Source organism: Egbenema bharatensis FJBBOT/2019 (assembly GCF_048077055.1).
Classification (GTDB): Bacteria; Cyanobacteriota; Cyanobacteriia; order Elainellales; family Elainellaceae; genus Egbenema; species Egbenema bharatensis.
The window spans coordinates 4,776,266-4,789,571 of record NZ_CP182236.1; the positions used below are offsets into that span (position 1 = coordinate 4,776,266).

The 13,306-nt window shown below is 50.7% G+C and carries 11 protein-coding genes and 2 pseudogenes; 7 read left to right on the forward strand and 6 right to left on the reverse strand.

Going from position 1 to position 13,306, the window contains the following annotated elements:
- Positions 1 to 83: 83 nt before the first annotated feature.
- The 3 genes and pseudogenes from ACM1PF_RS22050 to ACM1PF_RS22060 all read right to left on the reverse strand — a co-directional run bounded on the left by ACM1PF_RS22050 (position 84) and on the right by ACM1PF_RS22060 (position 3,984).
- Positions 84 to 2,459 (reverse strand): annotated as a pseudogene (locus tag ACM1PF_RS22050) (phosphoketolase).
- Positions 2,460 to 2,964: 505 nt separating this feature from the next.
- On the reverse strand, positions 2,965 to 3,102 hold the full coding sequence (locus ACM1PF_RS22055) for an SDR family NAD(P)-dependent oxidoreductase (protein WP_416666929.1): 138 nt from the start codon (positions 3,100 to 3,102) through the stop codon (positions 2,965 to 2,967).
- A gap of 3 nt (positions 3,103 to 3,105) precedes the next feature.
- The gene (locus ACM1PF_RS22060) at positions 3,106 to 3,984 is read right to left on the reverse strand and encodes a S1 RNA-binding domain-containing protein (RefSeq protein WP_416666931.1); all 879 of its coding nucleotides are present in this window, start codon (positions 3,982 to 3,984) and stop codon (positions 3,106 to 3,108) included.
- A 289-nt stretch (positions 3,985 to 4,273) separates the two neighbouring features.
- Here ACM1PF_RS22060 and def point away from each other — a divergent pair, with 289 nt between their 5' ends.
- The 3 genes from def (at position 4,274) to ACM1PF_RS22075 (ending at position 6,756) form a co-directional block, all read left to right on the forward strand.
- Positions 4,274 to 4,834 (forward strand): peptide deformylase, encoded by a 561-nt coding sequence (def, locus tag ACM1PF_RS22065; RefSeq protein WP_416676756.1) that lies wholly within the window; start codon positions 4,274 to 4,276, stop codon positions 4,832 to 4,834.
- Between the two features lie 283 nt (positions 4,835 to 5,117).
- Positions 5,118 to 5,312 (forward strand): hypothetical protein, encoded by a 195-nt coding sequence (locus ACM1PF_RS22070; RefSeq protein ID WP_416666934.1) that lies wholly within the window; start codon positions 5,118 to 5,120, stop codon positions 5,310 to 5,312.
- Positions 5,313 to 5,349: 37 nt separating this feature from the next.
- Positions 5,350 to 6,756 carry a PrsW family glutamic-type intramembrane protease gene (locus tag ACM1PF_RS22075; RefSeq protein ID WP_416666937.1) on the forward strand — a complete coding sequence of 469 codons (1,407 nt, stop codon included), beginning with the start codon at positions 5,350 to 5,352 and terminating at the stop codon, positions 6,754 to 6,756.
- A gap of 356 nt (positions 6,757 to 7,112) precedes the next feature.
- On the opposite strand, the gene ACM1PF_RS22080 is transcribed toward ACM1PF_RS22075, so the two are convergent.
- The 3 genes from ACM1PF_RS22080 to ACM1PF_RS22090 form a co-directional block, all read right to left on the reverse strand.
- Positions 7,113 to 7,754 (reverse strand): hypothetical protein, encoded by a 642-nt coding sequence (locus ACM1PF_RS22080; RefSeq protein ID WP_416666940.1) that lies wholly within the window; start codon positions 7,752 to 7,754, stop codon positions 7,113 to 7,115.
- Positions 7,755 to 7,901: 147 nt separating this feature from the next.
- Positions 7,902 to 9,554 (reverse strand): CHAT domain-containing protein, encoded by a 1,653-nt coding sequence (locus tag ACM1PF_RS22085; RefSeq protein ID WP_416666942.1) that lies wholly within the window; start codon positions 9,552 to 9,554, stop codon positions 7,902 to 7,904.
- Positions 9,555 to 9,672: 118 nt separating this feature from the next.
- Positions 9,673 to 10,878 carry an NAD(P)/FAD-dependent oxidoreductase gene (locus ACM1PF_RS22090; RefSeq protein ID WP_416666944.1) on the reverse strand — a complete coding sequence of 402 codons (1,206 nt, stop codon included), beginning with the start codon at positions 10,876 to 10,878 and terminating at the stop codon, positions 9,673 to 9,675.
- A 264-nt stretch (positions 10,879 to 11,142) separates the two neighbouring features.
- Here ACM1PF_RS22090 and ACM1PF_RS22095 point away from each other — a divergent pair.
- The 4 genes and pseudogenes from ACM1PF_RS22095 (at position 11,143) to ACM1PF_RS22110 (ending at position 13,292) form a co-directional block, all read left to right on the forward strand.
- Positions 11,143 to 11,986: pseudogene (locus ACM1PF_RS22095) on the forward strand (YaaW family protein).
- 43 nt (positions 11,987 to 12,029) lie between these two features.
- Complete coding sequence (locus ACM1PF_RS22100) at positions 12,030 to 12,662, forward strand: J domain-containing protein (protein ID WP_416666947.1); 633 nt, start codon at positions 12,030 to 12,032, stop codon at positions 12,660 to 12,662.
- 31 nt (positions 12,663 to 12,693) lie between these two features.
- On the forward strand, positions 12,694 to 12,966 hold the full coding sequence (locus ACM1PF_RS22105; protein WP_416666949.1) for a DUF3143 domain-containing protein: 273 nt from the start codon (positions 12,694 to 12,696) through the stop codon (positions 12,964 to 12,966).
- On the forward strand, positions 12,963 to 13,292 hold the full coding sequence (locus ACM1PF_RS22110) for a DUF952 domain-containing protein (RefSeq protein WP_416666952.1): 330 nt from the start codon (positions 12,963 to 12,965) through the stop codon (positions 13,290 to 13,292). Before ACM1PF_RS22105 ends, ACM1PF_RS22110 begins: the two co-directional genes overlap by 4 nt.
- Positions 13,293 to 13,306: the final 14 nt, after the last annotated feature.

The window sequence follows — 13,306 nt, forward strand, 5'->3', positions numbered from 1 at the left end:
ACCTTGAAAACCAACTATCTTGTGGGGTGGGCATCTTGCCCGCCCAATAACGGATATGTTATTTGTCGCAGCCCCCTAACTGCTTAATGATGCCATTGCCAATCTCGGATTTCGGGCATATCTTCCCCATACCGAGTAATGTACTGCTTGTGTTCAATTAACTTTTCTTGAACAAATTGCTTCGTGTAGGCCGCCTTGTATCCTAGCTTCGGTACTCGATCGATCACATCGTTGACCAAATGGAAGCGATCGATCTCATTCAGTACAGTCATGTCAAACGGAGTCGTAATCGTTCCCTCTTCCTTGTAGCCACGCACATGAAGATTCTTGTGATTGGTGCGACGATAGGTGAGGCGATGAATCAGCCAGGGATAGCCGTGAAACGCAAAAATAATTGGTTTGTCCGTGGTAAAGATCGAGTCAAAATCCTTATCCGGTAGTCCGTGGGGATGTTCGCTCTGGGGCTGAAGGGCCATCAGATCCACCACATTGACGACGCGCACCTTTAATTCAGGAAATTTTTGCCGCAGCAGATCCACAGCCGCCAGGGTTTCCAGGGTTGGAATATCCCCTGCACAGGCCATCACCACATCGGGTTCACTGCCCTGATCGTTACTGGCCCAGCCCCAAATCCCCAAACCCGTTGTACAGTGCTTGATCGCAGCCTCCATATCGAGGTACTGCAAGGCCGGTTGTTTGCCCGCCACAATGACGTTGATGTAGTGACGGCTCCGCAAGCAGTGATCCGTGACCGATAGTAACGTATTGGCATCCGGGGGTAGATAGACTCGCACCACCGAGGCCTTTTTATTCATCACCACGTCAAGGAAACCTGGATCTTGATGGGTGAAACCGTTATGATCCTGTCGCCAAACGTGGGAGGTCAGCAGATAGTTTAAGGAAGCCAGAGGTCTGCGCCAGCCAATGTCCCGCGTCATGTCGAGCCATTTAGCGTGCTGGTTAAACATGGAATCCACAATGTGGATGAATGCCTCATAGCAGGAGAAGAATCCGTGCCGTCCCGTCAGAATATAACCCTCTAGCCAACCCTGGCAGGTGGTTTCACTCAAGATTTCCATCACCCGTCCAGAGGGATTAAGGTGTTCATCTTCTGGCAAAATTTCCGCGGTTCAGGCGCGATCGGTGGACTCCAGGATCGGATCTAGTCGATTGGAAACCGTTTCATCCGGCCCCATTACCCGAAAGTTACGGCTTTCCTGGTTCAATCTCATCACATCCCGCAGAAAACGACCCATGACGCGGGTGGCTTCCACCGAAGTGGTTCCGGGCTGCAATACCTCTACAGCATAATCCTGGAAGTTGGGTAACTTCAAATCCTTCAGCAGTAAACCGCCGTTAGCATGGGGATTCGCTCCCATCCGCCGATCGCCCCTGGGAGCCAGTTCAGCCAGTTCAGGTTTCAGTCTGCCCGTTTCATTAAACAATTCTTCAGCTTTGTAACTCTTGAGCCAGGATTCTAGCCGTTCGATATTGGTTTTTTGCTTCATATCGGACAGAGGAACCTGGTGCGATCGCCAGAAGCCTTCCACCTTTTTACCGTCCACTTCCTGCGGCCCAGTCCATCCCTTCGGCGATCGCAGAATAATCATTGGATATTCCGGTAAATGGGTAAACCCGTGCGATCGAATATCTGCCTGAATGTCTTTGATTTCCCGAATTACAGTGTCTAACGTGGCAGCCATCAATTGATGCATCGTTTCCGGATCGCTGCCTTCTACAAAGTAGGGCTTGTACCCATAACCGACAAACAAATTTTCAAGCTGTTTCCGAGACATCCGCGCCAGGATGGTTGGATTTGCAATCTTATAGCCATTCAAATGGAGAATCGGCAGTACGGCTCCATCATGTTCTGGATTCAAGAACTTATTGGAATGCCAGCTTGTCGCTAACGGGCCGGTTTCTGCTTCTCCATCCCCCACCACACAAGCCACAACCAGATCTGGATTATCAAAGGCCGCACCGTAGGCATGGGTAAGGGAATAACCGAGTTCTCCCCCTTCATGGATGGAACCCGGCGTTTCTGGCGTGCAATGACTGCCAATTCCCCCTGGAAAGGAAAACTGCCGGAACAGTTCCTTCATCCCTGCCTCATCCTGGGAGACATTGGAATAAAATTCGCTGTAGGTTCCTTCTAAATAAGTATTCGCCACCTGCGCCGGGCCGCCATGACCTGGTCCAGCAATGAAGATCATATCCAGATCCTGCGCCTTAATCACCCGGTTCAGGTGAGCATAGATAAAGTTCAATCCTGGAGTGGTTCCCCAATGTCCCAATAGTCGGGGTTTAATATGTTCTGGCTGGAGCGGTTGCCGTAGAAGGGGATTATCTAACAGGTAAATCTGTCCAACAGAGAGATAATTTGCCGCACGCCAATAAGCATGAATCCTTTGCAAATCTTCCGTGGAAAGGGGCTTGGGGGAAAGGGTTGCTTCTACCATACTCATCCTATAAATACACTTATTTGAATAAACGGCATAGGCAACGATGAGGAGCGAATGAACGAGTGATGAATGAACGGCGATCGTCCCTTTCTGCTGTTTATCCCAACGATTTTTGGTTTGATAACTGATTTGATATTGCTTGAGCGTTTGTCAGTACCCTAGCGTTTTCTGTGCGGGTGCTGCTCTACCTAAAGCAAGGATTTTGTATTAAATAGCAATGTGTAATGCAATTCTATTGACCAATTATTGACCAATTTCCATAGCGCAGGCATCTTGCCTGCCAATGAATCATCTTTAAACACCAGCAAATGAGGGAGTAAACCCTTGCGCCACCTGAGGCTAGTGTCCCACCCCAGTTGGAACTGCGAGAGCTTGGGGATCTGCAATTAAATGGCATCCCATTTTTTGAAAAAATCGGCTGTAAGGGTGCACTGCTGTGCGCCCTTACCGGATGCGTTATTTTGCCACAACTCCCTTACCGCTCCAGGAATTAAATTAGGGATTAAACTTCCGCCGCGATCGCTTGCAGGCGATCGGGTTGCCGTGTTGCCAAAACGACATCGTCACCCTTCTGGGCAAACAACTTTGCCGTCGCTTTGCCACTCCCTTGAGAAGCTCCCGTGATCAGAACCACAGGCATGGTCTACTCCACTCCCCGGCTATTCAAGTTGTTTCTGGCTTTTTCCGCCCGCAGTTCCGCTTCTGCCATCACATCTGCCATTTTTTCCAGCATCTCGCCGGGGAAGTTCTCCAGGACTTTCGTAGACAGGGATACCCGTTTTCTGGAGTCGTCAATGTCAATAATCAGGGCTTTGATGGGTTGTCCCAGCTCAAAGGTAGATTCAAGGGAAGAGACATAGTTTTTGCTGATTTGGTTAATGTGCAGCAAGCCCGTCGTGCCATCAAAGTCTACAAATACCCCAAAGGGCTTCATGCCGACGATCTTGCCCTCTACCAGTTGACCGATTTCGAGCTGGCTGAGACTGGCGGCCTGGGTAGCGAGGCGTTGGGAAAGCACCAGGCGGCGGCGGGCTGGATCGACTTCGATTAAGCTGACGGTTAGAGCTTTGCCAATCAGGGCATCTGGATTATCCCGATCGACCAAATGCGATCGAGGAATAAAGCCCCGGATTCCCTGAACATCCACTGTCACACCGCCCTTGTTCACCCCACTGACTCTCGCTTGAACCGTTTCATTATTCTCTTGAAGATCGGTTAACCGTTGCCAGGCTTTCTTAATTTCCAACTGCCGCAGCGATAGCGTCACCTGACCATCCCCATCCTGCTCACGGATGATCAGAAATTCCCTTTCTTCTCCAGTGGGTAGGAATTGTTCAATATTGGCAACACGCTGGAGGGAGACTTCATCGCCTGGCAGAAATGCTGCCGCCTTGCCCCCAATATCAACATAAACACCATCAGAATCGTAGCTGACTACCTTTCCTCGAATGACCTGTCCTCGCTGAAAGTTGTAGTCATGCTGCTCAAGTGCTTTTGCAAAATCATCAGTGGAAAAGGACAACGTGAGCCTCCTCGAAGTGAACCAAATCTCGATCGCCAGTAAGCAAGTAATGCTCCATGCTTTATCGTACTCTCTACTTCAAGATGTGGCAGGGAAAACGAAGAAGTATGTAGAGGGAGAAGGTTGAGTGGAGAGTGCTCCTTTGACCTTCCGACTTCTGCCTTTCACCTTCCATTTTCCGCCCGCCCCCTCCCCCGACGCACTCCCGATTCACTATTATGGAAATAGGAAAGCAAAATTTAGTAGCATTTATTTACATCGTCAACGCAAGTTTGCCAACCAGGAGATCATGTCTGCACCAGTTTTAGTTGAAAAGAAAAAATTAGCCAACCCTCCCCTCCAGCTACACTACCTGGGCGATCGAGTGCTGCGTCAACCTGCCAAGCGCATTTCCAGGGTAGATGATGACATCCGTAAGCTGGCGAAACAGATGTTGCAGACGATGTACAGCGAGGATGGGATTGGTTTAGCAGCTCCTCAGGTTGGGATTCACAAGCAGTTAATCGTCGTGGACTGTGAGCCAGATGAAGCTGCAACCCCCGCGATCGTCTTAATCAACCCCGTCATTACCAAAGCAAGCCGCGATACCTGCGTCATCCAGGAGGGCTGTCTCAGCATTCCCAAAGTTTTTCTGGATGTGACTCGCCCTGAAGTGATTGAAGTATCCTACAAGGACGAAAATGGCAGACCGCAGAAAATAACGGCGAAGGGGCTGCTGTCTCGGGTGATTCAGCATGAAATTGACCACTTAAATGGGGTAATGTTTGTCGATCGGGTAGACAACACCCTGGCAATGAATCAAGAACTCTCCAAGAATGGATTTTCTGCGAACGCAGTTAAACCTGTGTAAGTATCGCACGGTATCAGTTCCAGGTTGAGTTAAAGTAGTGGGGTAGCGGAATCACGCAAGGTGGTTCTGCCTCCCTTATTTTGGTATGGTTTGGTTTAGACAAAACGCAGGCTCGGATTGTCTCAGACCGCTGTAAAAACTTCATCCGGTTTATGGTGGGATAGAAGGACAGTTTGTCAAGTGTCCTTGTCCCGTTGTCCTTGTCCCATGGTCCTTGCCCTGTTGCTCAAGGTTCCATACCGCCCAGTTGCCCCAGTCTAATCGATTAGTGAGGTGTTGATCAGTGACTCCAAAGAGTGGTGTATTGTTAGGAGGCTCTTGTGTAGCCGCTATTGCCGCGGTTGGTTCTGTTTTTGAGTTATCATCAGGGACTCCTCAGCTTGGAACTCTAGTAACGGGCATTATTCTGACACTAACCATCCCGCTTACGGTCATCCTGTTCTATGCGGCTGTACAAGACGCGAGAGCAAACCAATAACTTCCCCCCATCCCTACCTATTGCGGCATCCTCAACGATGACCGAATCTACCTCTCACGTTGCAGTTCTTCGGCAGGTTCCTTCCCCAGATAGAACCCCATCGGCGATCGTCCTTCCCGCCCCCTACGTGCTTAATCCGGCTGAATCGGTCTTAATCGGCCGCGATCCCCGATGTCAAATTGTTTTGGGTTCACAAGCCTATGGCGGAGTGTCGCGTCAACACGCCCAGTTTGTCCCTGCTCCCAGTTCTCCTTCCGGTTGGCAGATTTGCGATTTGGACAGCGCGAATGGGACTTATATCAACGGTTATCGAATTTATGATTGCCAGCATTTGCAGTTTGGCGATCGCATTACCCTATCCCAGGATGGGCCGCAGTTTGTTTTAGAGCTTCAGCCAAGGGGAACATCGCCGGTTAATTCTGGACTGGCAGCGGCTCCTCCCCCTGCTTCAGCCCCCGTCGCCTTCTCCACCACTCAATCTCCTAGCCGAATTCAGCCACGCCATCCTCCTAGCCCGGATTCTGTCACCTTTAGCCAGCTATTTCCGATCGTTTCCACTGGGCGCGACCTTACCCGCAAAGCCTACCTGATACCGGGGATTCTAACGGTCGTCTTTGTGGTGCTGATGTTTGTCACCAACGGTATTCCGCAGTTATTCAATCTACTACTGGCTGCCTATATTTCTGGGGCTGCTTACTATTACGTCTATCAACTCTGCGGCAAACGCAAACCCTGGTGGGTACTGTCCGCCTCCGCAGTCATGACAGCAGCTTTGCTCTTCAGTCCAGTTTTACTGCTGTTTGTCGTGGTTTTTCGGGGAATCTTGCCCGGCAGTATTCCAGAAGATCCTTCATCGATCCATATTGCTGAATTCTTCGTCAATATGCTGTTTGGGGCGGGTTTGATGGAGGAGTTGCTGAAGGCTATTCCAGTTCTGCTGGCCTACTGGGTGGGGCGAACCCTGCGATCGCCCTGGCGCGAACGCATTGGCGTATGGGAACCCCTGGATGGCATTCTGCTGGGTACAGCTTCAGCAGTAGGCTTTACGCTAATTGAAACCCTGGGGCAGTACGTACCTTCAATCATCCACGATGTCACCCTCCAGGCTGGCGATGGCGGAACGGGACAGTTAGTGGGACTACAACTGCTGATTCCCCGAATTCTGGGATCAATTTCCGGTCACATGGCCTATAGCGGCTATTTCGGCTATTTCATTGGATTGAGTGTCTTAAAGCCGTCGAAGCGGTGGCAAATCCTGGGGGTCGGTTATCTGACTGCATCCGTGCTTCATGCGCTTTGGAACACGACGGGAGCGATTAATTTGCTGGTTCTGGCAGCGGTGGGTGTGGTTTCCTATGCCTTCTTAGCAGCAGCGATCTTGAAAGCCAGGGCACTTTCGCCAACTCGGAAGGAAAACTTTGCAACACGGTTAGATTTGCATTGATCCCATTGCATTGATCCCATTGCATTGATCCCATTGCATTGATCCCAACTGGAAACGACAGGGTTATGGGGGCTGTGGTGGCTGTGGCTGTGGGGGGGAAAGCAATCATTCAAGAATGATTTCGGTACAAATCAATACGAATTCAGGAACTCCACGTAGGTTGCTGCTACTGAAAATCGCTGAGAGCAGCTTTAGTTAGATCTCTGGAATCCAATCTCTGGAATCTGATCTCTGGAAAATTTTTGGGGGCAATCCGAGTCAAACGTCTGGAAAGAACTGCAACGTTGGCGATCGACCGCTGCAAAAAAACGGATTCAAACAAAAAGCTCAGAGTCCAGACCATTTCAGACTCCGAGCTATTGATCATCCGTATGGGGAGCATGAATGATCGCATAGCGGGCAATCACCAAACTCAGTCGAGCTTGTTCAATTTCCGATAGCTCTGTCCAATGATCGGCACGAATGGATTGAAGCGTAGATTCCAGGACTTCTGTTTCAGGCGAGCGCATTTGAAACGCCAGCGGCCGGGCAAATACTTGCAGGTCGTCTTCCCCCCAGTTGGGCAAACACTCTTGCACACACAACACCAGTTGATCGGCCAGAGAGAGGTTTTGTGAAACGACCTGCTGGGCCCGCTGCGCAATAGTTTGTAATAGCTGTTGGGGAACCCGTGCTGCAAATCGCTGGAACAAGGTTGAACTGAGTTCGTCTACTGAGGCATCCTCTACAGCCGATGGAAACGAAGACCACAGTTGCTCAACGCGATCGGACAGGATTTGCCCTTGTTCGGATAAATCTTCCATAGACCAGCCTGCCGCCAACACCTCTTGCTCCAAAGTCTCAAAGTAAGACTCGGCTTCTGGATCCAGTAGATTGTAGGGATAGGAAATGGACTCCGCCATCTCCAGGGTTTCCATCTCAAAAATAATATGCAAGAGTTCCAATTCTGCCAGAGCCGGAATTGAAGATCCAAGAGGACGATTGGGGTGGTTGGTCATTGCTACTACTCTCCTCGAAAGTTGGAAAACAAGCCTTAATTACTTGACATTTGTTAACTACACCTGCATCTCAGCCAGTTCCGTAATTGGCTATACGTTCTAATTCAGTTTTTTTCAGATCTCATCCTTGCTCAGTTTCTCAGTTTCTCAGTTTTGCAGTTGCGAGTTTGCTCCCTCAATCACAAACTCCAGAGCCTGTCCTCGAATATCGCCGAATTTTAGCTGAGTTTTGGATACCAGCGATACTTCATCTCGGTGGATTCGTCGCCATCCATCCGTCCCACCGGGCTTCAAAATCCAGGTTCCATATCGAGAAATATCCTTTAACCAGTAGGTAGACTCATTGCCCCCCGTAGGAGAAGACGTATCTCGGTAAAAAATTTCGGCATGTTCGCGGGAGACTTCTATCCGCTGAAGCACTACATCGTTGCGCTCTCCCCGTCCAACCCGCAGTACGCCGCCTCGCACCGGCCAGATCCGTGGTGGGGTTGTGATCGATCGCAGATAAGCAGGAGGATTGCGCCCCAACCAACTTACTGAAGGATCGGGAATTTCCGTCACCCCTTCAGCCGGTGGACGAATCAGTTCCCCATCAAATTGGGGGTGCATATAAAGGACGGGCAAGGTCCAGGCGGGTTGATTAAACTGATACAGACTGAGGAGTCGCTGCCGGGCAATGGCCACCGCTTCATCAATGGGCGATCGCTGGGCCAGGGTTTTGGCAAATTCCTGAATAAAGCTCACTGCTTCATGGTTGGCGATCGTATCTCGCATTCCCAGAACAGCCGGAACTCCATGATGGATCAGCACTTCTGCCAGACTACTCCGAGGAATAGACTGCTTCCCGTGACGATCGGACTGCGCTCCCCAACAGGCGTTAAAAACAGCCAGCTTCACCTGACACCGCACCAAAACATGGGCTAACTCTGTACCATTAATGCGGGCATCAGGGCGTAAAAAGAGCAATCCACCATCGGGGGCGGGAATCCCATGTCCTTCATAAAACAAGACGTTGTAACTGCCTTGCTCCAGCTTTTCGATCAACTCTGCCGGACTGGGTTGAACCAGGGTCGTGACATGGCAGGGAGCTGGAAGGGCCATATTGCGGGAGTTTGCATTTTCTGCGGCCTGCTGCAAAAGCTGGGCCAGGGCTGCGGCCTCTTGCTCTAGATTGAGCTTTGCGCCAGGTTGAGGCGTACCAAACGATCGACTGGCTTCAAAGTCGGAATCCTGACCCAAAACCAGAAGAATGTTGAGGAACTGATCCGAACGGAGAGGCGGTAGGGGATCAACATCACTGGTGGTGCGACTGAACAAAATTTGCTGGTTGTTGAGCGACACAGCCTGCCTGCCGGAATCGGGCTGCATAATCTCCCAGGGTAGGGTAATCAGTTCTGGATCACGAACCTCCAACCGCAGCCGCAAGGGTAAAGACTGCCCAATTGAAATCCCTTTACTCTGGCTCAGGCTGGTGGAAATGGGCCCCTCAAACAACCACTGCCACAGACTCATCCCCAAATGCTGCATCACGCGCACTGTATAACTCCGCGTTTGTCCCCGGATTTCGCTGTCTTCTAAAGGGGGTAATGAAGGCGGAATAGAAGACACTCCTGTTAGATTATGCGGCGCAAAGAAGCTTTGCCAGAGTTGCCATGACTGATCCAACGAAGCCGTCCAGGGGCGATCGTAGTGGACATGCCCTCCAGGAAAAGGAGCCTCCCACACCCAAATTGCGTAGTGTCGAGGTTCAACGGCTTTGAGGCGTTCGATTGCCAAACTTAAGCAAGGATTCGGAGGCATCTAACTTTAAAAGTTTAAAACGTTAAACATACCAATTTTTGATTTTGGCAGCTAATCCATTCTTATCAGTCTATCTGGTAAGTGATATATGCCACATTTAAGTATGCCGCATGACACTTTAATTGTTTTTCCCAATTCCTGCGATTATCTCTGCCAACATAGCTGCTATTTCCAGGTTAGACAAGTTGGCTACCTGAAATGATGCAGTTTGCAGCGAGGCACCCTGGAGGCAGAGGGCAATTTGCTCGGCCGCCGATACCCCCGATCGCAGAGCAGATTCAATATCATTACCACCACACCAGTCTCCGCCACACACAAGCGGTAGTGGGTCCTCTGTTGCGATGCAGTGATCCGATAGGGATTGCGATGCAAAGGCATACCGCCACCGATGAACCTGCAAGATTGCAGGGGAGGCTAACCAGGGAGCTAAGGCATGCGCTGCGCGATCGAGTAAATGTTGCCCGATCGGCTGCAAATCAGCGGTTTCCAAGTGATCCTGCGCTAACCGGGGCGAACTCTGGACGACGACAACGGGATCAGGGGCTTCTGGCTGCTTGCTACTGTCAATGGCCACCCAGTCCAGATCGGGATCATCCAGGAAGCGCACGGCTTGCCAGGGTGAAGTTGCCGCGATCGATCGTTGGGCAGCCGCGTAAGCAGCAATGGCGGTGATGCAAGGAGCAAACTGAACCGATCGAACCCTTTGCACCAGTTCTGGAACTAGACCCTGCTGGAGTAGCGGTTCCAATAAGGTGAGGGCTTGGGGAGCAGGAATGGTCATTACCAGGGATTTGGCAGACAATGGCGGGAAAGCCTGTTCTCCCACAGGTTCTAATCTCAGATTCCAGAGGGATTCCGGTGTGGTAGTAACTACCTGAACTCGTTGACCGCGCCAAATTTCTAACCCGGAGCCTAATGCCTTGGCAACGGCAGTGATTCCCAGCTTTGCCGCATAACGTGCCTGAGGTTGAGATGGGTGCAGCCCCGTCCGATCGAAGATATGAATCCGATCTAACCAGGGCTGGAGGATTTGATGGGCAGAGCAGCGATCGATCAACTGCTGCGTCAATAAACCCTGAGCGTCTAGATAGCGCACCCCATGATCCGCATGGCTGTTGGGCAACCGTCGTGTCGCCATTCGCCCTCCCAGCCCCCGCGATTTTTCCACCACAATCACGCGCAGTCCTGCCTGCTGTAACCGTTGGGCGCAGATTAATCCAGCTAACCCTGCCCCAATTACTGCTACATCTGCGATCGTTCTATCGGTTGACGGTTGTGCATTAAGCGTTTGCGTTGCTGCGGCTTGCTGTACGGTATTGGCCATAGGTGGAGTGTTTCCTGATGCGATCGGGCTTGAACCTTGTACTGAACCTTGTACTGAACCTTCTAAAGAATTCTGTAGAATATTGAACATTAGGAACAACCCACTCTGATTGAATTGTCTCTTCAATCTAAAGGAGGTTTGCGGCTGGTGAAGTCGTCGGTTTGAGCGTTATCCTAAACAATAAAACCACATACAATTGGTTTGGGATATAGATTTAGATATGGTAGGGTCAAACATTATTCGATCGCGGCGGAGGTACTGGCGTTGGATGAGTTAAGAGATGCCCTGGAATTAGCAACTGAGGAAGAATTACGGTTGCTCACTGAAATTTTATTCCGCCGCAAATTTAATCCCCTGGATTACGTCTACACACCAGAACCCATCAGCATCCAGAGTCAGGATCGTTGGAGTTGGATTGATTCACTGGAAGATCGATTTCGCTTTTTGGCCGCTGATGGAGTCACCATCCTTCGGGGCAAGACTGAGCAAGTCAGCTATCGGCAAGTTCTGCTACAGGTGTGTCGCTATTTGAAAATTCCCTGTAATCACAGCTTTTCAACAGCGGAATTAGAAGCTGAGATTTTTCTATATCTGCTCGATCGGGCCTGGCAAAAACTTCCCGCCAGCGAGCGTAAGTATCTGAACGGGGAGTTGCAACGTGCTCTATCGGAAACGGATCTGGCTGCCCAGCTTCCGCCTGCATACCATAACGATCCCGTTGGTTTGCTGCTCAAAGGGGGGAGTGCTCTAGCGGTGACTTCAGTAGTCCGTCCCATGATTTTACAAATGCTGGCCCGGCAGTTAGCCATTCGAGCTGCAACCTATCAGGTGGCCAAGCAAGCTGCTGTGAAGGGGGGCGGCCATTGCAACGCAGATTCAAACCAAAGTGGCATTACAGTCAGCCTATCGGGGTGTGACTATTAGTGCGGCCCGCTATGGGGCGGTACGAACGCTGTTTACCTTCTTAGGCCCGGCCATGTGGGCCTGGTTTTTTGCCGATTTAGGCTGGCGGGCGATCGCCACAAACTACGGCCGAGTCATCCCCGTCATCTTTACCCTGGCCCAGATTCGCTTAACTCGTACAGAATGCTTCTTTGAGCCTGCCTAGCACCGCTGCATCATAAACCCCTGAAGGAGGAACGGAGGATCGAATGTCAGAGGCAAAGTCGGCTCCGACATCTACTGCTCCAACATATTACACTCGGTTGAACCTGCATCCGTCGGCATCTGCCCAGGAAATCCGTCGGGCTTACCGAGAGTTGAGTAAGCTGTATCATCCCGATACCACGACCCTGCCAGCCGCCATCGCAACGGAAAAATTCCACGAAATTAACGAAGCCTATGCCACATTGAGTAGTCCTGAGCGGAGAGTGACCTACGATCGGAAAATTGGCTATTCCAGGGTTCCCGTCATGCAGTCTCGGCTGGATTTAAACCGTCCTGTTTCCCAGGCGCGCCAGTATCGCTCAACGGCTTATCTTGACCCTACCGATCGCCCCCTGTCCTCTGGGGAACTGTTTGCCCTGTTTATGATTGGCGTCACCTTTATTCTTTGCGTCGGCCTGGTGATTTTCGTAGGACTGACTCGTGGAGACGTAGCGTTTCAGTCTCTCCAGCTTCAGGGGGATGATGCCATAATTTACAACCTGACTGTTTCTCAGGATCAAGCTTCTCAGGATGAGATTGATCAGGATGAGATCGATCAGGATAAGACATACCCGAATGAAGCATATCAGGATGAGACCTATAGCGATCATTCCTCACAAATGCCTAGAATACAGTAGGCTAACTTTATCTTTCTTAAACTTTGTGTTCATGTCACTCCCGCCCGTCGATACTCCTCTGTACAATCACCCGCTACCCGCGATCGAAGACTGGCTCCGTTTGAAGGGATGCCAGCAGGACAAAACTAACCTCCACCACTGGTATGTGCAACGATCGAACTGGGAGGCCGAACTCTGGTTAGAAGTTGACTCACTGGCAGTGCGCTATATCGCAGCGGGATTGGGTGGAAAGGATATCCAGCGATCGTTTAAGTATTCCTTGAGCCGCAAGGATTTGGAAGACGCTATCTTTTCAGGGCCATGATTCTCCATATCACCGATCGCCAGCAGTGGGAACAGGCAAAGGAGAAGGGAATCTATCGCTGCGAGTCTTTAGGAACCGAGGGATTCATTCACTGCTCAACGCCGGAGCAACTCACCGCCGTTGCCAATTCCTTTTTCAGGGGACAGCAGGGATTAGTTTTACTCTGTATTGAGGTCGATCGGCTTCAGGCTGAACTCCGCTACGATCCGGTTGAAAATCAGCTCTTTCCTCACCTTTATGGCCCGCTGAATCTGGATGCTGTTATTCAGGTTTTGGACTTTACTCCCGATGCGATGGGATTTCATCTACCACCAGAGTTGCAATAGGTTGGTTTGGCGAA

What these genes read in the sequence shown, in the direction of transcription:
- ACM1PF_RS22055 (WP_416666929.1), bottom strand. Translation starts at nt 3,102, where the DNA reads ATGCCTGTGGTTCTGATCACGGGAGCTTCTCAAGGGAGTGGCAAAGCG.
- def (WP_416676756.1), top strand. Translation starts at nt 4,274, where the DNA reads ATGTCTGCACCAGTTTTAGTTGAAAAGAAAAAATTAGCCAACCCTCCC.
- ACM1PF_RS22075 (WP_416666937.1), top strand. Translation starts at nt 5,350, where the DNA reads ATGACCGAATCTACCTCTCACGTTGCAGTTCTTCGGCAGGTTCCTTCC.
- ACM1PF_RS22080 (WP_416666940.1), bottom strand. Translation starts at nt 7,754, where the DNA reads ATGACCAACCACCCCAATCGTCCTCTTGGATCTTCAATTCCGGCTCTG.
- ACM1PF_RS22085 (WP_416666942.1), bottom strand. Translation starts at nt 9,554, where the DNA reads ATGCCTCCGAATCCTTGCTTAAGTTTGGCAATCGAACGCCTCAAAGCC.
- ACM1PF_RS22090 (WP_416666944.1), bottom strand. Translation starts at nt 10,878, where the DNA reads ATGGCCAATACCGTACAGCAAGCCGCAGCAACGCAAACGCTTAATGCA.
- ACM1PF_RS22100 (WP_416666947.1), top strand. Translation starts at nt 12,030, where the DNA reads ATGTCAGAGGCAAAGTCGGCTCCGACATCTACTGCTCCAACATATTAC.
- ACM1PF_RS22105 (WP_416666949.1), top strand. Translation starts at nt 12,694, where the DNA reads ATGTCACTCCCGCCCGTCGATACTCCTCTGTACAATCACCCGCTACCC.
- ACM1PF_RS22110 (WP_416666952.1), top strand. Translation starts at nt 12,963, where the DNA reads ATGATTCTCCATATCACCGATCGCCAGCAGTGGGAACAGGCAAAGGAG.